The organism is Curtobacterium guangdongense (genome assembly GCF_049341845.1).
Taxonomy (GTDB): domain Bacteria; phylum Actinomycetota; class Actinomycetes; order Actinomycetales; family Microbacteriaceae; genus Curtobacterium; species Curtobacterium guangdongense.
Genome location: NZ_JBMPIT010000006.1, coordinates 99,586 through 123,221 on the forward strand (window position 1 = coordinate 99,586; position 23,636 = coordinate 123,221).

The window sequence follows — 23,636 nt, forward strand, 5'->3', positions numbered from 1 at the left end:
GGCGTTCACCGTGACGAGACCCGAGCCGTGGTGGACGGACGCGGTGGTCTACCAGGTCTACCCGCGGAGCTTCGCGGACGGCAACGGCGACGGCGTCGGCGACCTGGCCGGGATCCGCCAGCACCTCGACCACATCGCGGACCTCGGGGTGGACGTCGTCTGGCTCTCCCCCGTGTACCGGTCGCCACAGGCCGACAACGGGTACGACATCAGCGACTACGAGGACATCGACCCGCTGTTCGGCACGATCGACGAGTTCGACGCGCTGCTCGTCGAGGTGCACCGACGCGGCATGAAGCTCGTCATGGACCTCGTGGTCAACCACTCGAGCGACCAGCACCCGTGGTTCCAGGCCGCGAAGCTGTCGCGAGCGTGCCCGAAGCACGACTGGTACATCTGGCGCGATCCGGTCGACGGGCACGAGCCGAACGAGTGGCGGGCGGCGTTCGGCGGCCCGGCCTGGACGTGGGACCCGGGCACCGGTCAGTACTACCTGCACATGTTCACGCCGCAGCAGCCCGACCTGAACTGGGACAACGCGGACATGCGGGCGGCCGTCCACGCGATGATGAACGGCTGGCTGGACCGCGGGGTCGACGGGTTCCGCATGGACGTGATCAACCACATCGCGAAGGACCCGACTGCGCTGTCGGACGGCAGCGCCGCGTACGTGATGCAGCCACGCATCCACGAGTACCTGCAGGAGATGCACGAGCGGGTGTTCGCCGGACGCGATGCCATGCTCACCGTCGGCGAGATGCCCGGGGTCACCGTCCAGGACGCCGCGCTCTTCACCGATCCGGACCGCCACGAACTCGACATGGTCTTCCAGTTCGAGCACGTCGGACTCGACCACGGACCCACGACGAAGTTCGACAACCGCCCGTTCGACCTGCCGGTGCTCAAAGCGTCGCTCGCCCGGTGGCAGACCGCGCTCGCCGAGACCGGTTGGAACTCGCTCTACCTCGCCAACCACGACCAGCCGCGGCCGGTGTCGCGGTTCGGCGCCGCAGCCGTGGCCGCCGCGGCCGGCTTCGACGCCGACCCGTTCGCCTTCCGTTACGAGTCGGCGACGCTCCTCGCGACCGTGCTGCACCTGCACCGCGGGACGCCGTACGTCTACCAGGGCGACGAGATCGGCATGGTGAACGCCGGGTTCCGGACGATCGACGAGTACCGCGACATCGAGTCGCTCAACTGGTACCGCGGGGCGGTCGGGCGCGGCATGCCCGTGGCCGAGGCGCTCGACGCGTTGGCGTTCCGCAGCCGGGACAACGCCAGGACGCCGATCCCCTGGGACGACAGCGAACCAGCCGGCGGGTTCTCCTCCACCACGCCGTGGATCGGCATGGGGCAGGGGTGGCCGGCGGTGACGGTCGCCGCCGACCGTGCGGCAGGCGACCGCTCGGTGTTCGCGCACACGCGCCGTCTGATCGACCTCCGGCACACGTCACGGACGGTCCGTCTCGGGGCGTTCGAGCTGCTCGAGGCCGACCACCCGTCGCTGTGGGCGTTCACGCGGTCCCTGCCGGACGAGTCCGAGCCGCCGCTCGTGGTGGTCGCGAACCTGTCGTCCTCTGCCCTGGAACTCCCGAAGGCCGTCGGGTCCCGCCTCGGCGACCTGGTCCTCGGCAACCTCGGTGTGCCGGAGGCGGGCGCGCTGCGCCCGTGGGAGGCGCGGGTCCACGAGTTCGGGTGACCACGGACGGACTGGAGGCTCGGTGCCGGTCCGGCAACGTCCCTCCAGTCACGGCCGCTTCGCCGCTTCGCGACGCAGCGGAACCGGCTGGCGGGGCCCGCCTCCAGTCCGTCGTGGGTCGCGTCAGCGACGCGTCATCGGTCCGCTCACACGTCGCGTGTGCGCGCCGCGGCGATGGCGGCGCCACCGCCGTCCTTAGTCTCGCAGCCATGAACGACCGGCTCGAGCTTGTGGGGCGCGTGATGGTTGAACTTGGTCTCGCGGTGTACGCCGTGCTGACCGTGTTCTACATCTTCAGGGGGAACGTGACCAGCGCGCTCACTCTCACCCTCGTCGGGATCCGCATGTACGCATCACTGTGGCGCATCTTCGACATCATCGGGGAGATGGTCCGAGAGGAGCGCCTGCGCCCACCCCGAAGAACGAAGGGGCGGCATGCATGAGCGACCAGGTCGCAGTATCGATCGTCAGCACCATCGGCATCATGTTCGCTGCGTTCATGACCTATCTCGGCATCCAGGCCAAGGTCCGGTCAGCGCGCGGCACCTCCGTGCCTGACGAGGAGGAACGCATCGCGGAGGGGAAGGCCCAGATCGCGGCCGACCCGGACGGCTGGGCCGACCGTGTGCTCCGCTCCAATGAGCAACTGATCACCCGGGTCGAGGCCGCAGAGTCCCGCGCGGCCGCCGCTGAGAAGCGGGCGGACGAGGTCCAGGCGGCGTTCGACACCTTCAAGCGTGAGGACCGGCAGCGTCAGGGTGCGCTTGCACGCTGGCTGGGACGCATCATGTCTGCATGGGGCATCGATCACGACATGCCCTACCCGGAAGGACGTGACGCGGAGATTCTGGCCGACATCATCCCCTTAGCACTCGAGGCCACCCAGCCAAGACGTCCGCGCCGAGCCTCAACGTGAACAGACCCCCACCGGTTCCCTCGGGAGCCTGGTGGGGGGCTTTCGTTCTTGGTTCAGCGTCGTGCGCGGGTGACGATCGTGTGGGTGATGGCTAGGCCGATTGTGCAGACGACGACGAGTGAGCTGGCGAAGAAGACGATCAGTGCGATCCACCATGCGGTGCCGCCGGGTGGGTACTAGTGTGCGAAGAGCGCGAACCAGGACGCGAGGTTAGCGAGGCAGGTGCCGGTGACGAATCGTACGGCCCACATTGGAACGCCGTCGAACCTGCTCACCAGAAGCGTCCGACTCCGTAGAGGTAGATCATGCCGCCGATGAACCAGGAGGCAGCGAGGGCTCCGCCGATGAGATACAGGTGGGCTTCGAGGCGCTCGGTGCGCGTCGGTGTGGGTTGGTTGGTCTTGATCACGGTGTCTCCCCCTTGGGAGTCAATCTACGGGTGTGGCGGGTGTGGGTGGGCGCGACAAACACCCCGATGGGGTGACGTGAGACGCTCGCCGACTACCCATCCGGGAGTCCGTCCGCACTCAGAGGGAGACCGAAGTCCGAGGGTTGATGGCCAGAACGTGGTTATTGACAAATTGCGAGGGCACATCGTTATTGAAGGGTGGGCGTGAGTCGAGAGGATGGAACCCTTCAACCCACGCCCGAACAGCTCATCAGGGATGATTCGCCGTTGCTTCGCGGCCTCAGGTTGGACCACGCGGTAGCAGTATGCGGCACCGATGGAGGCTTGTGAAGAGGGCAGGAACGCGTCAACTTCCGGGATGACACGCACCCGCCCTCCGAACGCGCGCACCCTGGATCAGGGAAAGGCGGCGCTCTCGTCGGTAACCAGCCGACTGATACCGAGCATGCCACGAATGCACGTAACCAGCGAACGGGTCCTGCGTGTTGCCCGTGGTGGTGCCGCCTGATCGCCGGCACCACCACGCTGTACCGCACCCTAAAGCGGCACTGACCCAGGAGCATGCTCTAACCGGGCTTGCAGTGAGATTAGGTCACGCGGAGTTCCAGGGAAAGGGTATCCGGGAACTCTTCTTCGCCCGTGCCGCCCACTGCGCATCCAGCCGCCATCGAAGTGTCTCAGTCGGTGTCTCCCCGTACCGCTCGCGGTACCGGACTGAGAATCGGCCAGCGTGCGGCATCCCGGACGCAGCGGCGACCTCCTTGATGTGCACGATACCGGCGGTCTGCTGCAGGAGGAACTGCCGCGCCCACTGCAGCCGGAGTCGCTGGATCGCCTCGAAGGGCCGCATACTCAAGTCGGTCCGGAACCTGACCTGTAGAACACGCTGACTGCAACCCGCCGCGGCTGCTACGTCGTCAACGGTGATCGGTTCGCGGTAGTGCTCGGCGATGTACACCAGAGCACGTGCGACGCGCGGTCGCTGGGAACCGAGGTTGATCCCGACGTCGGCGAGCTCCCTGTCGACCGTCATGGGCGGACGGTAGCGCGAGGTGCCGACTGCAACATAGAGCGATCGCGGCGGGCGAAAGGTCGCGTTGAGCCTGCTCGGGTAGCTACAAGTCCGGCGTCCAGACCGTGCCGGAGCCGTCGCCGCGGTCGCCGAGGGAGAACAGACCGGGGAGCGGGACGTGCCAGCAGAGTCCCATCTACTCGTCTCCGAGCTGCGGAAGCATCCAGGATAGTACGCGCTCGCCTGGAAGCTCATCAGCGCGATGGCCTTTTCCGCGGAGAGTTCGAGGTTCTTCTCGAGCGAGGGACGCTGCGCTGTCAGCCGAGGTCGGTAGCGGTCATGGCTGCGCAGCCGGTCTCGCCGAGTCGGGTGAGCTGCGTATCCGTCGCTCTATCGAAGACCTGGAATTCACTCCGGACGAGCGAGTTGAACGCACCGCCAGAGGTGGGGTCAGGTTCTACCGGTGACCCGGCGCATCTCGCCAAGCAGAGCACTATCGCGAGCGCAGCGACCCCCGACCATGGTGCCTTGTTCATGAAGAGCATCGCGTTACGGCACGGGTGGGACGTTCGCCTTGACCGGCGAACCGCCGAGTTCCGTCGTGCGGCATCGGGATTCTTCAATCGTTGATCGACATCTGAAATATGACAGACGAATGCGCCCAATGCAATCCGCGCGCTAAATAGTGGATGACCTCGCGAGTCTCAATCCCTAGAACGGGGGGCTATCAAACCCTGAGAGCGCTAATAGCCTGCTCTCGAGCGTTTCATAGCAGGGGAAGCGAAGCGCAGATCGTGCAATCGCACAGAAGAGGGGCATCTTGGACGAACAAGAACAATCGTCGGGCCTATCGCGAAGAGCGTTGCTCATCGCGTTGGCGGCAACGGGGTCTATCGGTGCGTTGGGGCCGGCACTGATAGCGGCCCGCCCAGCGGCTGCTGAAGCAAGCTGGGGGTCGTATTCCAATGGACGGATCCCGCTGTCAGCAATGAAGTCGGTTCCGGCGCAGATCGGACCGTACCTCGAGCCCAATGCAGCCGATGCGTACTTCCAACTGAACGCCGCGTTCAAGTCGCGTTTCGGTAAGGCGCTAGCGATCACTGAGGCGTATCGGGACTACGACCGCCAGGTCTACCTAGCGAACGGTGGCACCACGAACGAGGCCGCCGCGCCAGGCACATCCATTCATGGCTGGGGGCGGGCCTGCGACTTCGGCGCAGGCGTCAACGTCGGGGGTAGCACCGAAAAGGTGTGGATGAATGCAAACGCGCCTGACTACGGCTGGTCGCCACGAGGCGACTCTTTCAAGATGTACGAACCGTGGCACTTCGAGTACGACGGGGCCGGAGCAGCCGCCCCCAGTTCGCCGAGCACGACCAACGTTAGGAACAAAATGATCATCCTCCGCTCTTCCCAAGTCCTGAACGAAGCCTCGGCAGGCTACACCGCTCTCGTCGGTATCCGGACGCTCCGTCACCTCAGTACGGGCGATCAGGTTGACAACTGCAAGTCCGTTGGCATCCCTTACTACAGCGTCGACCGAGCAACGTTCTACGACGTCATCAACGCGCTGTCGATCCCTCGAGCTGCAATCACGACCGGCGCGGACTACGCGCGCTGAGCGCCCTGAGGCTTGTATCTCGGAAGGACCTCCACCACCGCCTTGTCGGCGTGGTGGAGGTTCTTCTCTTCGGGGGTGAGCGTCGGGCCCACCGAGCGGTCTTATAGCGGCGGTTGAGACCGCCGAGGGCTCGTGTGATGCGCGGACGCTGCGCAGAGGTCGATGCCGGCGGGGCCGCTTTCGAGCCTCGTAGCCCGGCGATCGCGTTAGGCTCCAGCTGCGCCATAGAGTGACCGTAGCGGGTAAAGGGTTCCGATCACTCGACGCCCGCCCGGGTGTGCCCTGCATGTCCGGGGGTCGCCGCCCCTCCCGTGAACAGGATTTCCGGCCGAGGCGACAGCGGCGACCCCGACCAACACCATCGTCAGGATCTGCTTCGTAGCGTCTCGCTGGGGAGCTCGCCGAACTCGGCCTTATATGCCCCGGCGAAACGACCAAGGTGCCCGATCCCGACGGAACGGGCGACTGCGGCGACAGATTCCGAGTAGCCGGATCGGAGCCGTTCGCGGGCGAGCAGCAGCCGTATCCCCCGCAGATACGCGAGCGGAGTCATTCCGTGGACACGCTGGAAAGCACCCTGCAGCCCTCTCGAGCGCAGCCCCGCGGCGGCAGCGATTTCTTTTGACGAGCACATCCATAAGCATCACTCTTGCCGCGCAGTCCAGATGCTGCAACTCACGCGCCCGCGAGCAGCGTAAGTCGTCGACCAATCACCGCTATGACTCTGAGACCCTCCTAGCGGCACAGCCGCAGCGCACCAGGCCCATTCCAGAGGCTCCGCCACGAGGTGGACAGAACTGGGCAGATCATGTCCCCGGCTGGACACGACCGCGACATCTCAAAACCGGGTGCCTGACAGGCGAGCGGCTTCGCAACCCGAATGCGTCACCGCTCGCGCCGTCCCTGGACCCGCACCGCCGTCCCCGAGCTCAGTGCGGCTCACGACGGTGGGGTGTGGTGCTGGACGTCCCGGCGCGACCGCAGCGGTCGCTGCCGGTCGGGTGCGACTACCAGCACCACACGCTCATGTGTAACCGCAACCAACGGAGTGCGGACCGGTTCTACCCGATGACTGGGGGTAGAACGCCCCCATTGCCGGCCGCGACGTGCGCTGACTGGCTATGTCGGTCGTGGGTAGTACAGAAGATGCGAGGGCGTCTGCTGACTGGTTCGGGTCCGGAAGCAGACGCCCTCGCGCTACGACGCCGTCGGGTTCGACGCACGTGGTGGTCGTGACGAGGCCAGCCCGAGAACAGGGAACCGGGCCACCGCGGCTAGGGACCGCGGCGTAGCAGGCAGTGACGCTACAGGTCGACTGCGCCAGTCCTCCCAGACAAGAGCACGAGCCTCTTGCATCTGGCTCGACTTCGAGCCACAAAACGCAAGAACGATGGCGGTTCGCACCTGCCCTCAGAACGCGGGGTTGTCAGCACAAAGCCCGCCCTGTTGACTCGAGTCGCGAGCCCGCATGCTCGTTCGAAGCCCCAGGAGGCCGATCCATGCGTTCCATCGTCTACATCAGCACGCAAACACATCCCCTCACTGATGCTGAACTTGCCCAGATCCTCGTCGTAGGTCGCGAGAAGAACACCGTCGCCGGGGTCACCGGAATTCTCGCGCATCGCGACGAGAACTGCCTCGGCATCCTCGAGGGAGATGACGCCGCCGTTCGGGCTCGCTTCGAAGAAGTCCGTCAGCACCCGTCACACACGAACGTGCGGCTGCTCTGCGACGATCCAATCGAAGATCGGGCGTTCCCCACCTGGTCGATGGCGTTCCAACCGCTGGACCCGCTCATCCGTGACGTGCCGGGCTTCGTTGACCTCTTTGCGAAGGGCCGACCGACCGAACACGAGATCAGCGCGTCACGGGCCAGGGCGCTCCTGGAATGGTTCCGCACCCACCCCCTCGCACCGCTGACCAGCCGCGTCTCCGATGGCTCAGCACGCAACCGGGCCGTGAACGGGGCAATCTCGGTGCTGCGCGAAGTCGGGCCGGAACGACTGACCCACGAGGACGTTGCGTACCACGCGGGGATGCCAGTCTCCGAGGTGCGCGGCTTGTTCCCACACCCGATCGACATCGCGGCCGCAGCTCTGACACAGTGGATCACCGCCGTCGCGACCCCAATTCTCCCGCTCGCGGCCGAACGCGGTGCGGTTGCGTACCTGCACGCGCTGATCGGCGCGTACGCAGAAGAACCCGGACTGGACCGATTGATCGTGTCCGCGCTCGCCTCTGCCGCTGACCCGAACGCGCCTGCCGCGACACGGTACCGAGAGGCTTACAGCGACTTCGTCGGCATCGTGCGGAACGCTCTCGCTGCGGACGTCGCGGCAGGTCGAGAACCGGCAACGATGAACCCCGAGCGTGGAGCAAAGCAGCTCGTGGCGCTCTTCGATGGCCTTCGCATCCACGCGCTCCTAGTGCCAGGAACAGACGTCGTCGACGAGTTCGACCGAGCCGCAACCCGAATGCGGCGCGGCTGGTCCGAGTCATACGAGCAACCCGCCTACTGGGACATCTCACCGGTCTACGACCTCGACGCTCCCTGAGAGCCAACTTCGGCGTTGTGTGCACTGCCGTGTGCACCAGAAACAAAAGAAGCCCCGGCCAGATTCCCATTGAGGGCATCTGACCGGGGCTTTTCCTGGAGCCGCCTGTCGGAATCGAACCGACGACCTATTCATTACGAGTGAATCGCTCTACCGACTGAGCTAAGGCGGCGGACGCTCCGTTCCCGGAGCGGCACGGGTCATAACTATACAGGTTCAGACGAGCGAGCGCGAAACGAGCGCGCCGAGCTCGTCGAAGGACCGCCGCAGATCGTCCACCAGGTGGGACTCGGCAGGGGACTCCGACCACTCCCACCACGCGTGCCGCAAGGTCGCGAGCGACACCAGCGAGGCGAGCCGGGCGCGGCGTCGGAGTGCGGCCTCGTCCTCGGCGAAGGTCGGGTCGTCGTTCGCGAGCCGCCGTGCGATCACGGACTCGAGGGTCGACTGGAACTCCTTCATCGACGCCATGCGCTGGCTGAAGAGCTCCGGGTTGGCGCGGAGCACCTGCTGCCGTTCCTCGATCAGGCCGCGCTCCTCGATGAGCTCCTGCGTCGAGTGCACGAGCAGGGCACCGACGTCCGCGAGGAGGTCACCGGCCGGACTGCCGGCGACGAAGGCGTCGAGGACCTCGTCCTCCGGCAGCGTCGGGTCGTCCCCGAGGATCGCCTGCTCCTTGCTCGGGAAGTAGTTGAAGAACGTGCGCGGCGAGATGTCGGCGCGGCGCGAGACCTCGTCCACGGTGACCGCGGCGAGGCCGTCCTCGACCGCGATGCGGAGGGCAGCCTGCTGGATCGCGAGTCGGGTGGCGCGTCGCTTCCGTTCACGCAGGCCGGGTTCTGCATCGGGCATGGGCTGATTGTCCCACGCCTGGGTCGGCTTCCCGCGCCTGGGTCGGCTTCCCGCGCCTGGGTCGGCTTCCCGCGCCCGGATCAGCGCAGCGCCCGGACCACTGTGACGAGGAGCGCTTCGAGTGCCAGCAGTGCCGCGACGTTCGCGGCGATGCGTTGCCGCGCCAACGCGATCGCGTCGAGGATCTCGAGGGCGGCCGCCGGCGGGACCGATTGCTTGACCCGGTCGAGGTCGTCCTGCATGGCGAGGTTCACCGGCTCCCCCGGTGCACCGAGTCCGATGAGCAGCAGGTCACGGTACAGCGAGGAGACGTCGACCAGGATCCGGTCGAGGCCGTCACGGAGACTCCGGGTGGCACGACGCTTCTGGTCTTCTTCCATCGCACGGAGCTGCGACCGGAGTGCCGGCGGCACCGTTCCGCCCGGCTCCACCCCGAGCGACCGGAGTGCTGCGTCGCGCTCCTCGGCGTCCCGCTGCTGGGTGATCGCCTTCGCGTCTTCGTCGGCGACCGCGAGGAGCTCGGCCGCGGCGGTCACGGCATCGCCGACGCTGCGGATCCGGAGCACGGTCTGCAGAGTTCGTCGACGGCGGTCCCTGGCGTCTTCGCTCGTGGCGAGGCGCTGCGCCATGCCGATGTGGCTCTGCGCCTGCCGGGCGGCGTCCATGGCGAGCGCACGGTCGACGCCGGTGCGCGCGACGATGAGGTCCGCGACGGACTCGATGCCGGGGACCCGCAGCCGGACCGACCGGACGCGGGAGCGGATCGTCGGCAGCAGGTCGGCTTCGCTCGGGGCACAGAGGATCCAGACCGTGCGCTCCGGCGGTTCCTCGAGCGCCTTGAGCAGCAGGTTCGACGTGCGCTCCGTCATCCGGTCGGCATCCTCGATGATGACCACGCGCCAGCGGCCGACCGACGGCGAGTAGTACGAGGAGGTGACGAGCTGGCGGATCTCGTCGATGGTGATGATGACGCGCTGCGTCGTGAGCACGGAGACGTCGGGGTGCGTGTGGGCGGTGATCTGCCGCAGGGTGTGGTCGTCGTCCGGGCCGGAGCCGACGAGGGCCGCGGCGAACGCGGTCGCGACGTTCGACCGCCCTGACCCGGGCGGGCCGGTGATCAGCCACGAGTGGGTCATGCCACCGGTGCCGTCCGGGGCCTCGGCCGCGCTGCGGAGGGCGGCGACCGCTTCTTCTTGCCCGGTCAGGCCGTCCCACACGCTCACAGGGAGATCCTCCCAGGGACCACCGACGCCGCGGATCGAGCCACGAGCCCGGTCATGCGTCGATCTCGACGAGCGGGGCGAGTGCGCGGCGGATCCGCTGTTGGACGACGTCGGCGGGCTCGGCCGCGTCGACGACGAGGAACCGCTCGGGCTCGGCCGCGGCCATGCCGAGGAACGCCGCGCGGACCGACTCGTGGAAGGCAGCCGCCTCGGACTCGAGGCGGTCGAAGGTGTCGCCGCGGGCGGCCGCCACTCGGGCGCGCCCCTCGGTCACGTCGAGGTCGAGGAGCACCGTCCGGTCCGGCACGAGGCCGTCGGCAGCCCAGTCCGACACCGAGCGGATGTGCTCGGCACCGAGGCCGCGGGCGACACCCTGGTACGCCACCGACGAGTCGATGTACCGGTCCTGGAGCACGACGTCGCCACGGGCGATCGCCGGACGCACGACGGTCTCGATGTGATGAGCACGGTCCGCCGCGTACAGCAGCGCCTCGGCCCTTGCGGACACGTGGCCGCGTTCGTGCAGCACGATCTCGCGGATGCGGAGCCCGAGGTCCGTCCCCCCTGGTTCACGCGTCCGCACGACGGTGCGTCCGTTCGCCTCGAGCCACTCGGTGAGCGACTCGGCCTGGGTGGTCTTCCCCGCGCCGTCGCCGCCCTCGAGGGTGATGAACCGGCCGGTCACTTCTTCTTGGCGGGAGCGCGCCGGGTCGTCGTCTTCTTCTTGACCGGACCCTTCGCGCGCTTGTCGGCGATGAGCTGGACGGCGCGTTCGAAGTCGACCGCTTCCACGTCTTCGCCACGCGGGATGGTCGCGTTCGTCTCGCCGTCGGTGACGTAGGGACCGAACCGGCCGTCCTTCATCTTGATCGGCTTGCCGGACACCGGGTCGGCGTCGAACTCCTTGAGCGCGGCGCTGGCCGCACGCTTCGCGCCGTACTTCGGCTGTGCGAACAGCTCGAGCGCACCGGCGAGGTCGACGTCGAAGATCGCGTCCTCGCTCGGCAGCGTGCGGGTGTCCGTCCCCTTCTTCAGGTACGGACCGTAGCGACCGTTCTGCGCGGTGATCTCGTCGCCGGACTCCGGGTCGGCGCCGACGGTGCGGGGCAGGTCGAGGAGCTTCAGCGCCGTCTCGAGGTCGACCGACTGCGGGTCCATCGACTTGAACAGGGACGCCGTGCGCTCCTTCGGCGCGGCGGCCTTCTTCGTCGTCTTCTTCGCCTTCGTCGCGGGCTCGGCCTTCGTGGCGGTCGCGGTCGCGGTGGTGCTGCTGCTGCTGAGCACCTCTCCGGTGGACGGGTCGACCTCGGGCTCCGGCTCCGGCGTGCGCTCGGTCACGTACGGGCCGAACCGGCCGTCCTTGGCGAGCACCTCTTTGCCCGTCTCCGGGTTGATGCCGACGACGCGGTCACCGACGACCGGCGCCTCGACCAGCTCACGCGCCTTCTCGGCGGTGAGCTCGTCGGGAGCGAGGTCCTCGGGGACGTTCACACGACGCGGCTTCTCCGGGTCGTCGCTCGGCGTCTCGATGTACGGGCCGTAGCGGCCGATGCGGAGGGTCAGGCCGGGCGAGAGCTCGACGGAGTTGATCTCTCGCGCGTCGATCTCACCGAGGTTGTCGATGACCGTCCGGAGACCGCGCTGGTCGCCGCCGCCGAAGTAGAACCCGTTGAGCCAGTCGACGCGGTCTTCCTCGCCACTGGCGATGCGGTCGAGGTCGTTCTCCATCTCGGCGGTGAAGTCGTACTGCACCAGGTCGCCGAAGTAGTCCTCGAGCAGGCGCACCACGCTGAAGGCGATCCAGTTCGGTACGAGCGAGCTGCCACGGGGCGTGACGTACCCACGGTCCACGATCGTCGAGATGATCGCCGCGTAGGTCGAGGGTCGGCCGATGCCGAGCTCTTCCAGGGTCTTGACCAGGCTCGCCTCGGTGTAGCGCGGCGGGGCCGACGTGTCGTGGCCCTTCGCCTCGACCTCGTCGACGCCGAGGTGGTCGCCCTCGGTCATCGACGGCAGCTTGGCGTCCGCGCGGTTCGACGATGCCTCGTGACGTTCCTCGTCCTTGCCTTCTTCGTAGGCGTTGAGGAAGCCGCGGAACGTGATCACGGTGCCGGACGCGGTGAACTCGACGTCCGTGCCGTTCGCGGTGGAGGCGATGCCCTCGACGGACTCCGTCGAGGTGATGCCGAGCACGACCGACGCGGTCGATCCCTTCGCGTCCGCCATCTGCGACGCGACCGTGCGCTTCCAGATGAGGTCGTAGAGCTTCCAGTCGTTGCCGCGGAGCACCTTCTCCATCTGCGACGGCGTGCGGAACACGTCACCGGCCGGACGGATCGCCTCGTGGGCTTCCTGGGCGTTCTTGCTCTTGCCGGCGTAGCTGCGGGGCTTGTCCGGGACCGTCTCGGCGCCGTAGAGGTCGGCCGCCTGCTTCCGGGCGGCGGCGATCGCCTGCTGCGAGAGCGACGCGGAGTCGGTTCGCATGTAGGTGATGTGGCCGTTCTCGTACAGCGACTGCGCGACGCTCATCGTCTGGCGGGCCGAGAAGCGGAGCTTGCGCGCGGCTTCCTGCTGCAGCGTCGAGGTCGTGAACGGCGCGGCGGGTCGACGCGTGTAGGGCTTCGAGTCGACGCTGCGGACGACGGCGTCGCCGGCGCGTTCGAGCACCGAGCTCAGGGCGGTGGCCGAGGCCTCGTCGAGGACGACGGCGTCCGAGGTCGTCGTGCCGCGGTCGTCGAAGTCACGGCCGGACGCGACACGGGCGCCGTGGATCCGGGCGATGCGGGCAGTGAACGCGCTGTCCCCGGCCTTCTCGAACCGGGCGGTGAGGTCCCAGTAGTTCGCCGAGACGAACGCGAGGCGCTCGCGCTCACGATCGACGACGAGGCGGGTGGCAGCGGACTGCACACGACCGGCCGACAGCCCCGGACCGACCTTGCGCCACAGCACCGGGGAGACCTCGAACCCGTAGAGGCGGTCGAGGATGCGGCGGGTCTCCTGCGCGTCGACGAGTGCCGTGTCGAGTTCGCGCGTCGCTTCCTGGGCGCGCTGGATCGCTTCCTTGGTGATCTCGTGGAACACCATCCGCTTGACGGGGACCTTGGGCTTCAGGACCTGCAGCAGGTGCCACGCGATGGCTTCGCCTTCGCGGTCTTCATCTGTTGCGAGGTAGAGCTCGTCGGCGTCCTTGAGGGCACGCTTGAGTTCCGCGACGGTCTTCTTCTTCGCGTCGGAGACGACGTAGTACGGCTCGAACCCGTTGTCGACGTCGACCGAGAACTTGCCGAGCGAGCCCTTCTTCAGCTCTGCCGGCAGGTTCTTGGGCTCGACGAGGTCACGGATGTGTCCGACTGACGCCTGGACTTCGTATCCGTCACCGAGGTATTGCGCGATCGTCTTCGCCTTCGCGGGGCTCTCGACGATCACGAGCTTCTTCGTGCCTGGCACGTGACTCCTTGATCGATGGTGCTGTCGGCCCTGGGACACGGAAGTGTCCGGGTCGACCGGGACATCGATGACCGGCGGGCCGACAGGCACACCATACACACAGTGGCGGGGATGGCCGCCGGACGATGTCGGTCCGGTCGATCGGCAGGCGTCCGCCGGGGACCGGCGACCGCGGTCGCCCCGAGACGGAGCGGACCGGACCGGAGCTCGACGACGACGCGGACGAACGCGCCGCTCGTCGAGCAACCGGCGAGGTCCGCGCGGCCGCGCCTGGCCACCCGCGACGCGGCGTCGCACGGCGCACCGGACACCAGCCCGACGGCGGCCGCCGCGCCGGCGAGCGCGGCCGCGTCCGCCGTCGACTGTGCGCGGACGGACGCGCCCCGACCACCGGCAGCGGTGAGCACCGCGCCGACGACGATCGTGACCGCGGCGACGACGGCGACGAGCAGGACCGTCGCCGACCCGCGATCGTTCACCGGCCGCCCGTCGCCGCGCACGACGCACCACGAAGGGTGATCGCCGCGAGCGGCCCCGGTCCAGACCGGCGTTCGGCGACGACGCACACGAGTTCGTCGGACCGCGTCACGGCGCTCGTCGCTCCCGGGGCGATCCCGGCGAGCGCCGCTCGAGCCGCGGCGTCGTCGTCACGGCCGTACGCCCTGGCGGCAGTGGCGGCGGCGGACTGGAGCCGTCCCTGCCCGTCGACGAGCACGACGCCCGCGATGGCCAGCGACACGACCACCGCGAACACGGGGAGCGCGACCGCGAACTCGACGGTGACCGCCCCGCGGTCGTCGGAGCCGCGCTCACAGTGACAGGGCACCGCGGACGAGCTCGGTCAGGATCGACTGGACCTCCCCGGAGCGCATCACCGCGACGAGGACCCCCGCGAACGCCACGGCGGCGAGGATGACGACGGCGTACTCGGCGGTCGCGGAACCGCGGTCGTCGCGGAGCCGGGTGGAGAGCCAGGCCGTTCGGCCCCGCGGTGCGGACGGTGGGTTCGGTCGTTCGGTCATGATGGGGTCCCTTCTGATCTGGTGCACCCAGCCTCGCGACCATTCGTCCGGGCCGGGCGGCGAGCGGCGAACCCGTGGAGCGATCACCCCGTTCCGTTCACGGTGGAGGAGAGGATCCCGACGACGACGGGCACCACCCCGACGAGGACGAACGCCGGCAGGACGCAGGTCCCGAGCGGCAGCACGAGGCGCACCGCGAGCCGCTCCGCCACCGCGAGCGACTCCGACGCGACGTCGTCCCGCAGGTCCTCGGCCGCGCTGCGCAGGAGTGCTGCGGCCGGCACCCCTGCGCGCCGTGCGAGGTCGAGCACCTCGCCGAGTCGTCGTCGTTCCGTCGTGTCATCGGCGTACGGCAGGGCCGCGCGCACGGCGTCCCCGGCACCGGACCACGACCCGCCGCCGGACAGTGCCACGGCCCAGGCGTCGAGCAGGATGCCGGGGATCCGGCCGGTGGGCGTCGCTGCGCGGACGAGTCGTGCCGACCAGGCGCGGCCGACCCCGACGAACAGCGCGGCACCGGTGCAGCACGCCCAGCCGATCGGCGTCCCCGTGAGCACACCGATCGTGTCGATCCCCCACAGCGATCCCAGCAGCAGTCCGAGCACCGGCAGTGCGAGGACCACGTTCGCGCTCGTCCGTGGCCCGGCGAGCGCCACCCGGACGGCTCGGTCTCCTGCCGCTGCCCGCCGGAGGGCCGTCGCCAGGGCGCGGAGCGTCGGCGCGACCGGCGCACCGGTCCTGGTGGCGACCGTCGTGACGGCGCGCACGTCCTCCCAGGCGGGACCGGCGACCACGGGCGGGCCGGCCGCTGCCGCGAGCGCCCATGCCCGCGACGGCGGTACCCCTGCGGCGACGAGCGTCGCGACACGGTCGAGCAACCGCGCCGCCCCCACCGCATCAGCACCACCCCGACGAGCAGGACGCGTCATCCGCGCCGACCCGACCGCCCGGTGCCCGCGACCACGGGTTCGACGGTGAGCCGCCCTACCGGGTCGACCCCGAGCCTCCCGGCCGCTGCGAGCCGACGCACGCCCCGCCGACGCTCCACGTGGAGGACCAGGTCGAACGCACTGACCGCCTGCCGGGACAGCACGGTCGGCCCGAGCCCGGCGAGCGCCCCGAGCGCCTCCAGGCGGGCGGGGACGTCGTCGAGACCGTTCGCGTGGACCGTGCCGGCGCCACCGTCGTGTCCGGTGTTCAGTGCGGACATGAGCTCGCGGACCTCTGCCCCACGGCACTCCCCCACCACGATCCGGTCCGGACGCATCCGGAGGGACTCGCGGACGAGCCGGTCGAGACCGAGGGCTCCGGCACCCTCGGCGTTGGCCTGCCGCGATTCGAGCGACACCACGTGCGGGTGGGCGATCCGGAGTTCCGCGACCTCCTCCACCGTCACGATGCGCTCGTCGCGCGGCACGGTGGCCAGCATCGCGGCGAGGAGCGTCGTCTTCCCGCTGCCGGTCGCCCCGGACACGAGCACGTTGCGGCGGCGGTGGACGGCGTCCTCCACGAACCCGCGGGGCACACGCTCGAACGTCCCGCTCCGCTCGAGCGCGTCGAGCGTCGGCGGTGCACCACGGGGCAGGCGGAGGGACAGCGTCGTGCCCCGCACGGAGATCGGCGCCAGGACGACGTGCACCCGGATCCCGTCACCGTGCCGGACGTCCGCCACCGGCGTGCTCTCGTCGACGTGCCGACCCCCGAGCGCGACCAGGCGTGTCGCGAGTTCGCGTGTCCGTCCCTCGTCCAGCACGATCCCGGAGTCGACCAGCCCGTCGCCCTGGTCGAGCCACACGCCCAGACCGCCGGAGACCAGCACGTCGGTCACTGTGTCGTCCGCCACGAGCGGAGCGAGTTCCTCGAACTCGACCGGGTCGATCCCCGGTCGGGCGCGTCGAGGCACGGCGGCACCCGGGAGGAACGGCGAGGGGACGGCGCGGTGGCGGTGCATCTGCGGAACGCTAGGTCCCCGTGACGCCGCGCTCGCCGCTCGCCACGAATCGGGGAGGCCGGGCTCGTCATCCACACCAGTGGACAGTTTTGTCCCCCGATCACAATGCACGTACCCCGGAGCACCCGGCGGCCGGTCGACACCGCGGAAGGACGCGCACGACGCGAACACGCACCACCGGAGGCACCGCGGTGCTCGCCCGCCGCCGACCGAGGTACATGCAGCAGCATGGACCGGTCTGTCCACCGTTCCGCGGACGGACGCGGATCGCCCCCGACGAATCCGGTCCGTCGTGCGACGCTGCACGGCGGACCGGTCCGGGGAAAAGAAGAGGCGGCACCGGTTGGGGGGAACAGGTGCCGCCAGGACAACGGAGGATTGGGGGGAATCCGATCCGATGCCGCCGGAAACGAGTCCGGCGGGATCTACTGTACCCCACGACGAGCCCCTGCGGGCAACCCCGACGCGCCGCGTCCTCACCGAATCCCTCCGACCGGAAGGAGAACCCACCGACGGATCACGGGTTCCACGGCCCGGAACGCCCCGACAGCCCCACGCACGACGGCCCCACGCCGAGGGGTAGTCTCCGTTTGCACCCCCGGACGCAACGACGCGAAAGGACATCGATGTCCACTCCGACCAACGTCGACGAACGACACGACGACGGCCACCACGACGACAGCAGCACCTTCCCGCCGCCCCCGGAGTTCGTCGCGGACGCCGTCGCGGACCAGGGTCTGCACGACGCCGCCGCGGCCGACCGCGAAGCGTTCTGGGCCGAGCAGTCCACGAGCCTCCTGGACTGGCGCACACCGTTCACGCGGACCCTCGACTGGTCCGGGGCGCCGTTCGCGAAGTGGTTCGACGACGGCACGCTGAACGTCGCCGAGAACTGCCTCGACCGACACGTCCGCGCCGGCAACGGGGACCGGGTGGCGATCCACTTCGAGGGCGCTCCCGGCGACACCCGGCGCATCACCTACGCCGAGCTGACCGCCGACGTGCAGCGCGCGGCGAACATGCTGACGGACCTCGGTGTCGAGCAGGGCGATCGCGTCGTCGTCTACATGCCGCTCATCCCCGAGGCCGTCGTCACGATGCTCGCGGTCGCCCGCATCGGCGCCGTGCACTCCGTCGTGTTCGGCGGGTTCAGCGCCGAGAGCCTCCGCGCCCGCATCGAGGACGCCGGCGCGAAGCTCGTCGTCACCGCGGACGGTGGCTGGCGCCGCGGGGCCGTCGCCCCGCTGAAGCCGGCGGTCGACGAAGCCCTGCAGGGCGAGGGCACCGACAGCGTCGAGCACGTCGTCGTCGTCAAGCGCGGCGGCAACGACATCGCGTGGAACGACCGCGATCTCTGGTGGCACGACGAGTTCGCCAAGGCGGCCCCGACCCACGAGCCGCAGGCCTTCCCCGCGGAGAACCCGCTCTTCATCCTCTACACGTCGGGCACGACCGGGAAGCCGAAGGGCATCGTGCACACCTCGGGCGGCTACCTCACGCAGGCCGCGTACACGCACAAGAACGTGTTCGACATGCACCCGGGCAAGGACGTCTACTGGTGCACCGCCGACATCGGCTGGATCACCGGGCACACGTACGTCGTCTACGGCCCGCTCGCGAACGGCGTGACGCAGGTCCTCTACGAGGGAACCCCGGACGAGCCGAAGCCCGGCCGCTGGTGGGACCTCGTCGACGCGTACGGCGTGACGGTCCTCTACACGGCGCCGACCGCCGTCCGCGCCGCCATGAAGGGCGGGCGCCAGGTCCCGGACGCCCGCAGTCTCGACACCCTGCGACTCCTCGGCAGCGTCGGCGAACCGATCAACCCCGAGGCGTGGCACTGGTTCCGCCAGGTGATCGGGCACGACCGCACGCCGATCGTGGACACGTGGTGGCAGACCGAGACCGGCGCGATCATGATCTCCGCGCTGCCCGGTGTGACGAAGCTCAAGCCGGGCGCAGCACAGACCCCGCTGCCCGGGATCGTCGCCGAGATCGTCGACGAGGACGGGCACCGCGCCGACCCTGGTGAGAGCGGCTACCTCACCATCACAGAGCCGTGGCCGTCGATGGCGCGCGGCATCTGGGGTGACCCGGACCGGTTCGTCGAGACGTACTGGGACCGCTTCCCCGGCCGGTACTTCGCCGGCGACGGTGCGCGGCTCGACGGGCAGGGCGACATCTGGGTGCAAGGCCGGGTCGACGACGTCATGAACGTCTCCGGACACCGGCTCTCCACCGCGGAGATCGAGTCGGCACTGGTCGGGCACGAAGGGGTGGCCGAGGCGGCCGTCGTCGGGGCGGCCGACGAGACCACGGGTCAGGCGATCGTCGCGTTCGTGATCCTGACGTCCGAAGCGGCCGACGGCGTCGACCGCGACGCCGTCACCGCCGAGCTCCGCGCCTGGGTCGGCACGCGCATCGGTGCGATCGCGAAGCCGCGGCAGATCACGATCGTGCCGGAACTGCCGAAGACCCGGTCGGGCAAGATCATGCGCCGGCTGCTCCGCGACGCGGCGGAGGGCCGCCGCATCGGCGACACGACGACGTTGGCCGACCCGACGATCATGGCGACCATCGCGGAACTCATGTAGTCCCGTCCACGCGAGCAGGGCCTCCAGTCCGTCCTGACTGGAGGCCCTGCTCGCGTTCCCTGCGTCGGTTGCTGCCGTCAGGCGGTCAGCTCCACCACCAGCTCGACCTCGACCGGTGCGTCCAGCGGCAGCACCGCGACGCCCACCGCGCTCCGCGCGTGGACGCCGGCGTCGCCGAAGACCTCGCCGACGAGCGTCGACGCGCCGTTGGCGACGCCGGGCTGGCCCGTGAACGACGGGTCGGACGCGACGAACACGGTGACCTTGACGACGCGGGCGACGTGCTCGAGCGATCCGGCGACGGACTGCACGGCCGCGAGCGCGTTGAGTGCCGCCTGCCGTGCCTGGGCCGTCGCGGTCTCCGCGTCGACGTCCGAGCCGACCTTGCCGGTCACCGGCAGCGCGCCGTCGACGAACGGCAACTGCCCTGCGGTGTAGACGTACTGCCCGGTCACGACCGCCGGGACGTACGCGGCGACGGGAGCCGCGACGGTCGGGATCTCCAGGCCGAGTTCGGCGAGACGTGCCGCGACGGTCATGCGTCGGCCTTCGGGCGCTTCAGGTACGCGACGAGCCCGCCTTCGGGGCCGGTGACGACCTGGACCAGCTCCCAGCCCTCGTCGCCGAAGTTGTTGAGGATGGCGGTGGTGTTGTGGATGATCAACGGCGTCGTGAGGTATTCCCAGCGAGTCATGCGGTTCCTTGCCAGCCTTCGAGTCGGAGGTGTCGTTTAGGCTGCATCCTATGTCTGCCCAGAAGACGTCTGCCTCGCGGACCAAGCCCGTCTCTGCAGTCGGCGCCTTCATCGGATTCGTCGGCTTCAGTGTGCTCGCCGGACTCCTGGTCACCATCGGTGTCACCCCGGCCATCGCCGTCGCCGGTGTCACGACGACCTCGACCATCGGCGTGTTCGAGTCGCTGCCCGAGTACATCGAGATCGGCGACCTGCCGCAGCGCAACGAGGTCCTCGCGTACCAGGGCGGCCAGCCGGTCCACCTGGCGACGGTCTACGACCAGAACCGTCAGGAACTGAAGTTCGACCAGATCAGCGACCAGCTGAAGAACGCCGCGATCGACGGCGAGGACAAGCGCTTCTACGACCACGGCGGCGTCGACATGACCTCGCTCGTGCGTGCCGGTGTCGGCTCACTCGCCGGCGGCCTGGGCGAGTCGGGCGGTGGCTCCACCCTGACGATGCAGCTCGTCCGCAACATCAAGATGCAGCAGGCCCTCGAGCTCCCGACGCTGGAAGAGCAGCAGAAGGCGTACAACGACGCCGTCGAGCAGACCATCCCCCGCAAGCTCGAGGAGATGAAGCTCGCGATCGGGCTCGCGAAGAAGTACACCCACAAGCAGATCCTCACCGGGTACCTGAACATCGCGTACTTCGGCGACCAGACCTACGGCGTGCAGGCCGCTGCGCAGCACTACTTCAACAAGGACGCCACCGACCTCACCCCGCAGGAAGCCGCGTCCATCCTGGCGATCGTCCAGTCGCCGAACACCAGGAACCTGTCCGACCCGAAGTACTACGACGCCAACGTCGCCCGCCGCGACGTCATCCTCAAGTCGATGTACGCGCAGAAGCACCTCACGAAGGAGCAGTTCGACTCGGCGATCGCATCGAAGCCCGCCGACTACGTGCACCTCACCGCGCCGACCCAGGGCTGCAAGGCCGCCGCCGGCAACGGTTCGCAGTTCTTCTGCGACTACGCGGTGCAGGTCGTCAAGGAGATGTCGCAGTTGGGCTCCACGCAGAAGGAGCGCAACGCCGCGTGGCGCAACGGCGGGTACACGGTCCAGACCTCGTTGAACCTCGACCTCAACAACCAGCAGAAGGACCTCATCAACAGCTACGCGCCCAACACCGAGGCGCGGTTCCAGCTCGGTGGCACGATCGACTCGGTCGAGGCCGACACCGGGCGCGTGCTCACGATGGTCCAGAACAAGAACTACAACCAGCTGGTGGGCTGCGGCGTCGAGGGGGCCGACCCCAACGCGTGCGCGCCGGCGACGGACTCCGGCATCAACTTCAACGTCGACTCGAAGTACGGCGGCGGTGAGGGTTTCCAGACCGGTTCGACGTTCAAGGTCTTCACGCTCCTGAACTGGCTGCAGAACGGGCACGGGCTCAACGAGACCGTGAGCGGGACGACGCGAGCGTTCACGAGCTACGAGGTGTGCGGGAGCCGGAGCGGGATCAGTCCGGTGTACACGCCGAAGAACGACTCCGCCGGTGAGGGCGGCAACATGTCCGTCGAGAGTGCGACCTACCGCTCGGTCAACGTCGCATTCGTGAACATGGCGCAGAAGCTCGACTACTGCGACATCCGGAAGACCGCCGACAGCCTCGGCGTCCACCTCGCCAACCCGCGACCCAGCGAGCAGGGCTACGGCGACGACATGTCGCAGAAGACGACCTCGGACATCATGCTCAACCCTTCGGCCGTCCTCGGCACGAACTACATCGCGCCGCTCACGATGGCCGCCGCGTACGCCGGCATCGCCAACAACGGCACGTTCTGCCGGCCGATCGTGATCGACAACGTCACGAACGCCGAGGGCAAGGCGCTCGGCGGACAGCAGAAGGAGTGCACGCAGGCAATCGACCCCTCGGTCGCTCAGACCGCGATCTACGCGATGAAGAAGGTCCTCACGGTCGGTACCGCCGGTGGCGGACGGACGCCGGACGGCTACGACGAGTTCGGCAAGACCGGCACCACCGACGAAGCGGACCAGATCTGGCTCGTCGGCTCCACCTCGAAGGTCGCGACCGCCACGTGGCTCGGCAACATCGAGGGCAAGCAGAGTCTGCGCAAGGCCGCCGGCCCGCACGGTCTCTACTCGCTGTCTCGAACGTCGCTGTGGCGTCAGGCGCAGAGCATTGTGAACACCCAGTACGCAGGGACCCCGTTCCAGGCGCCGACTTCGTCGTCGATCCGCGGGAACAGCATCACCGTCCCGGACGTGGCGGGCAAGACCACCGATGAAGCCCGCGCCACGCTCAGCGGTGCCGGCTTCACCTATGTCGACGGCGGCACGCAGCCGGGCCCGGGAACCGCTGGAACGGTGCAGTCGACGTCTCCGGCCGCCGGCTCAGCGCTGTCGAAGGGCTCGAGCGTCACGGTCTACACGACGGACGGTTCACAGTCGACGGTGCCGGAGGTGGCGGGCAAGTCCGTCGGTGACGCCCGCTCGGCGCTGAACGGCGCCGGGTTCGGCAACGTGAACGTCTCCGACCAGTACCAGCCGGGAGACGGCAAGAACCAGTGCAAGGTCGCCGCGGTGGACCCGGGCGCGAACACCGCCGCGTCGAAGGACACCACGATCAACCTCACCCTGTTCGGCAACAAGGACGGCAAGGCCCCCAAGGACTGCCAGTGAGTCGCGGCCGGGCAGCGCTCGGCGTCCTCGCAGCGGGCGCTGCGGTCGGCGCCGGCGCGGCGGCGTGGGGCACGCTCGTCGAGCGGCGGCGGTTCGCGATCCGCTGGGAGACGATGCCGATCCTGCCGCCGGGATCGCGTGACGTCGTCGTCCTGCACCTGTCCGACATCCACATGGCGCCGTGGCAGGCGGACAAGCAGCAGTGGCTCCGCGACCTGAGCCTGGTCGAGCCGGACTTCGTCGTGAACACCGGCGACAACCTCGGGCACCCGACGGCGAACGCAGCGGTCGAGTACGCGCTCGAGCCGTTCCGCGGCATCCCAGGTGCCTTCGTGTACGGCTCGAACGACTTCTACGGCCCCTCCCCCCGGAACCCGTTGAAGTACTTCGGCGGTCCGAGCCGGATGCACGCGTCCGCGAAACCGGTCGACCTCGACATCGAACGGCAGACCGCGTTCTTCGAGTCGCTCGGCTGGCTCGACCTCAACGACAAGGCACACGCCATCGAGGTCCGTGGCTCCCGCTTCGAGCTCTTCGGCACGTCCGACGCACACCGCGACTGGGACCGCCTCGACCTCCTCCCGACGAACGTGGACGAGATGCGCGGCGACGTGCCCTGGTCCGAGGACGAAGACGGTCCGGCACCGGTGTCGATCGGCGTGACGCACGCGCCGTACCGTCGCGTCCTCGACGCGTTCGTCCGGCAGGGTGCCGACGCGATCTTCGCCGGGCACACGCACGGCGGGCAGGTCGCTGTCCCCGGCGTCGGTGCCCTCGTCACGAACTGCGACCTGCCCCGCAAGTACGCCAGCGGCCTCCACCGCTGGCAGAACCGGACGCACTGGGCCTGGCTGCAGGTCTCGGCCGGCCTCGGGACGTCGATCTACGCGCCGGTGCGGTTCGCGTGCCGCCCGGAGGCGGTCGTCGTCACCCTGACCGCCCGCGTCTGAC

General features: G+C 68.9%; 21 protein-coding genes, 1 tRNA gene and 1 pseudogene. 8 read left to right on the top strand and 15 right to left on the bottom strand.

The window, feature by feature from the left end; translation table 11 throughout:
* Positions 1 to 10: 10 nt before the first annotated feature.
* From ACO0E1_RS10690 to ACO0E1_RS10700, 3 genes are all read left to right on the top strand, one after another.
* Positions 11 to 1,699: a glycoside hydrolase family 13 protein gene (locus ACO0E1_RS10690; protein ID WP_422874168.1), complete on the top strand. Its 1,689-nt coding sequence runs from the start codon at positions 11 to 13 to the stop codon at positions 1,697 to 1,699.
* Positions 1,700 to 1,908: 209 nt separating this feature from the next.
* Positions 1,909 to 2,142, top strand: coding sequence for a hypothetical protein (locus ACO0E1_RS10695; RefSeq protein ID WP_422874169.1), 234 nt, complete (start codon positions 1,909 to 1,911; stop codon positions 2,140 to 2,142).
* Complete coding sequence (locus ACO0E1_RS10700) at positions 2,139 to 2,615, top strand: hypothetical protein (protein WP_422874170.1); 477 nt, start codon at positions 2,139 to 2,141, stop codon at positions 2,613 to 2,615. The genes ACO0E1_RS10695 and ACO0E1_RS10700 overlap by 4 nt, the downstream gene beginning before the upstream one ends.
* Before the next feature lie 271 nt (positions 2,616 to 2,886).
* Here the strand turns inward: ACO0E1_RS10700 and ACO0E1_RS10705 are convergent, their stop codons facing one another.
* Both ACO0E1_RS10705 and ACO0E1_RS10710 read right to left on the bottom strand, forming a co-directional pair.
* Positions 2,887 to 3,024: a hypothetical protein gene (locus ACO0E1_RS10705; protein ID WP_422874171.1), complete on the bottom strand. Its 138-nt coding sequence runs from the start codon at positions 3,022 to 3,024 to the stop codon at positions 2,887 to 2,889.
* Between the two features lie 592 nt (positions 3,025 to 3,616).
* Positions 3,617 to 4,057: a helix-turn-helix domain-containing protein gene (locus ACO0E1_RS10710; RefSeq protein ID WP_422874172.1), complete on the bottom strand. Its 441-nt coding sequence runs from the start codon at positions 4,055 to 4,057 to the stop codon at positions 3,617 to 3,619.
* A gap of 967 nt (positions 4,058 to 5,024) precedes the next feature.
* On the opposite strand from ACO0E1_RS10710, the gene ACO0E1_RS10715 reads away from it, so the two are divergent.
* A complete protein-coding gene (locus tag ACO0E1_RS10715; protein WP_422874173.1) occupies positions 5,025 to 5,657 on the top strand; it encodes a M15 family metallopeptidase in 633 nt (210 codons plus the stop codon).
* Positions 5,658 to 6,021: 364 nt separating this feature from the next.
* Here ACO0E1_RS10715 and ACO0E1_RS10720 read toward each other — a convergent pair whose 3' ends face one another.
* Entirely contained in the window at positions 6,022 to 6,291 is a 270-nt protein-coding gene (locus ACO0E1_RS10720; protein ID WP_422874174.1) for a helix-turn-helix domain-containing protein, read from the bottom strand.
* 865 nt (positions 6,292 to 7,156) lie between these two features.
* On the opposite strand from ACO0E1_RS10720, the gene ACO0E1_RS10725 reads away from it, so the two are divergent.
* The gene (locus ACO0E1_RS10725; protein ID WP_422874175.1) at positions 7,157 to 8,212 is read left to right on the top strand and encodes a BLUF domain-containing protein; all 1,056 of its coding nucleotides are present in this window, start codon (positions 7,157 to 7,159) and stop codon (positions 8,210 to 8,212) included.
* Between the two features lie 96 nt (positions 8,213 to 8,308).
* Here ACO0E1_RS10725 and ACO0E1_RS10730 read toward each other — a convergent pair.
* The 10 genes from ACO0E1_RS10730 to ACO0E1_RS10775 form a co-directional block, all read right to left on the bottom strand.
* A tRNA-Thr gene (locus ACO0E1_RS10730) sits at positions 8,309 to 8,384 on the bottom strand.
* Positions 8,385 to 8,428: 44 nt separating this feature from the next.
* Positions 8,429 to 9,064, bottom strand: a complete 636-nt coding sequence (locus tag ACO0E1_RS10735; protein WP_422874176.1) for a TetR/AcrR family transcriptional regulator — start codon at positions 9,062 to 9,064, stop codon at positions 8,429 to 8,431.
* Positions 9,065 to 9,144: 80 nt separating this feature from the next.
* Positions 9,145 to 10,287 (bottom strand): DNA polymerase III subunit delta', encoded by a 1,143-nt coding sequence (locus ACO0E1_RS10740; protein WP_422874177.1) that lies wholly within the window; start codon positions 10,285 to 10,287, stop codon positions 9,145 to 9,147.
* Between the two features lie 52 nt (positions 10,288 to 10,339).
* Entirely contained in the window at positions 10,340 to 10,972 is a 633-nt protein-coding gene (tmk, locus tag ACO0E1_RS10745) for a dTMP kinase (RefSeq protein WP_422874178.1), read from the bottom strand.
* A complete protein-coding gene (topA, locus tag ACO0E1_RS10750; RefSeq protein ID WP_422874179.1) occupies positions 10,969 to 13,734 on the bottom strand; it encodes a type I DNA topoisomerase in 2,766 nt (921 codons plus the stop codon). Before topA ends, tmk begins: the two co-directional genes overlap by 4 nt.
* Complete coding sequence (locus ACO0E1_RS10755; protein WP_422874180.1) at positions 13,710 to 14,213, bottom strand: Rv3654c family TadE-like protein; 504 nt, start codon at positions 14,211 to 14,213, stop codon at positions 13,710 to 13,712. Before ACO0E1_RS10755 ends, topA begins: the two co-directional genes overlap by 25 nt.
* Positions 14,210 to 14,560 (bottom strand): TadE family type IV pilus minor pilin, encoded by a 351-nt coding sequence (locus tag ACO0E1_RS10760; protein WP_422874181.1) that lies wholly within the window; start codon positions 14,558 to 14,560, stop codon positions 14,210 to 14,212. Before ACO0E1_RS10760 ends, ACO0E1_RS10755 begins: the two co-directional genes overlap by 4 nt.
* On the bottom strand, positions 14,544 to 14,756 hold the full coding sequence (locus ACO0E1_RS10765; RefSeq protein ID WP_422874182.1) for a DUF4244 domain-containing protein: 213 nt from the start codon (positions 14,754 to 14,756) through the stop codon (positions 14,544 to 14,546). Before ACO0E1_RS10765 ends, ACO0E1_RS10760 begins: the two co-directional genes overlap by 17 nt.
* Before the next feature lie 83 nt (positions 14,757 to 14,839).
* Entirely contained in the window at positions 14,840 to 15,685 is an 846-nt protein-coding gene (locus ACO0E1_RS10770) for a hypothetical protein (RefSeq protein WP_422874183.1), read from the bottom strand.
* Positions 15,682 to 16,707, bottom strand: a complete 1,026-nt coding sequence (locus ACO0E1_RS10775; protein ID WP_422874184.1) for a TadA family conjugal transfer-associated ATPase — start codon at positions 16,705 to 16,707, stop codon at positions 15,682 to 15,684. The genes ACO0E1_RS10770 and ACO0E1_RS10775 overlap by 4 nt, the downstream gene beginning before the upstream one ends.
* 626 nt (positions 16,708 to 17,333) lie before the next feature.
* On the opposite strand from ACO0E1_RS10775, the gene acs reads away from it, so the two are divergent.
* Positions 17,334 to 19,301 carry an acetate--CoA ligase gene (gene acs / locus ACO0E1_RS10780; RefSeq protein WP_422874185.1) on the top strand — a complete coding sequence of 656 codons (1,968 nt, stop codon included), beginning with the start codon at positions 17,334 to 17,336 and terminating at the stop codon, positions 19,299 to 19,301.
* Between the two features lie 77 nt (positions 19,302 to 19,378).
* Here the strand turns inward: acs and ACO0E1_RS10785 are convergent, their stop codons facing one another.
* Both ACO0E1_RS10785 and sp36 read right to left on the bottom strand, forming a co-directional pair.
* Entirely contained in the window at positions 19,379 to 19,840 is a 462-nt protein-coding gene (locus ACO0E1_RS10785; protein WP_422874186.1) for a RidA family protein, read from the bottom strand.
* A gap of 11 nt (positions 19,841 to 19,851) precedes the next feature.
* Positions 19,852 to 19,995 (bottom strand): annotated as a pseudogene (gene sp36 / locus ACO0E1_RS10790) (Sp36 family protein); the annotation flags it as partial.
* A 50-nt stretch (positions 19,996 to 20,045) separates the two neighbouring features.
* Between sp36 and ACO0E1_RS10795 the strand changes: the two are divergent.
* Positions 20,046 to 22,685 carry a transglycosylase domain-containing protein gene (locus ACO0E1_RS10795; RefSeq protein WP_422874187.1) on the top strand — a complete coding sequence of 880 codons (2,640 nt, stop codon included), beginning with the start codon at positions 20,046 to 20,048 and terminating at the stop codon, positions 22,683 to 22,685.
* A complete protein-coding gene (locus ACO0E1_RS10800) occupies positions 22,682 to 23,635 on the top strand; it encodes a metallophosphoesterase (protein WP_422874188.1) in 954 nt (317 codons plus the stop codon). Before ACO0E1_RS10795 ends, ACO0E1_RS10800 begins: the two co-directional genes overlap by 4 nt.
* The last annotated feature ends 1 nt before the right edge of the window (position 23,636 follow it).

Bases quoted from the DNA above. Each gene is read 5' to 3' on its own strand.
- ACO0E1_RS10695 (WP_422874169.1), top strand. From the start codon at position 1,909: ATGAACGACCGGCTCGAGCTTGTGGGGCGCGTGATGGTTGAACTTGGT.
- ACO0E1_RS10700 (WP_422874170.1), top strand. From the start codon at position 2,139: ATGAGCGACCAGGTCGCAGTATCGATCGTCAGCACCATCGGCATCATG.
- ACO0E1_RS10710 (WP_422874172.1), bottom strand. From the start codon at position 4,057: ATGACGGTCGACAGGGAGCTCGCCGACGTCGGGATCAACCTCGGTTCC.
- ACO0E1_RS10715 (WP_422874173.1), top strand. From the start codon at position 5,025: ATGAAGTCGGTTCCGGCGCAGATCGGACCGTACCTCGAGCCCAATGCA.
- ACO0E1_RS10720 (WP_422874174.1), bottom strand. From the start codon at position 6,291: ATGTGCTCGTCAAAAGAAATCGCTGCCGCCGCGGGGCTGCGCTCGAGA.
- ACO0E1_RS10725 (WP_422874175.1), top strand. From the start codon at position 7,157: ATGCGTTCCATCGTCTACATCAGCACGCAAACACATCCCCTCACTGAT.
- ACO0E1_RS10735 (WP_422874176.1), bottom strand. From the start codon at position 9,064: ATGCCCGATGCAGAACCCGGCCTGCGTGAACGGAAGCGACGCGCCACC.
- ACO0E1_RS10765 (WP_422874182.1), bottom strand. From the start codon at position 14,756: ATGACCGAACGACCGAACCCACCGTCCGCACCGCGGGGCCGAACGGCC.
- ACO0E1_RS10770 (WP_422874183.1), bottom strand. From the start codon at position 15,685: ATGACGCGTCCTGCTCGTCGGGGTGGTGCTGATGCGGTGGGGGCGGCG.
- ACO0E1_RS10775 (WP_422874184.1), bottom strand. From the start codon at position 16,707: ATGCACCGCCACCGCGCCGTCCCCTCGCCGTTCCTCCCGGGTGCCGCC.
- acs (WP_422874185.1), top strand. From the start codon at position 17,334: ATGTCCACTCCGACCAACGTCGACGAACGACACGACGACGGCCACCAC.
- ACO0E1_RS10785 (WP_422874186.1), bottom strand. From the start codon at position 19,840: ATGACCGTCGCGGCACGTCTCGCCGAACTCGGCCTGGAGATCCCGACC.
- ACO0E1_RS10795 (WP_422874187.1), top strand. From the start codon at position 20,046: ATGTCTGCCCAGAAGACGTCTGCCTCGCGGACCAAGCCCGTCTCTGCA.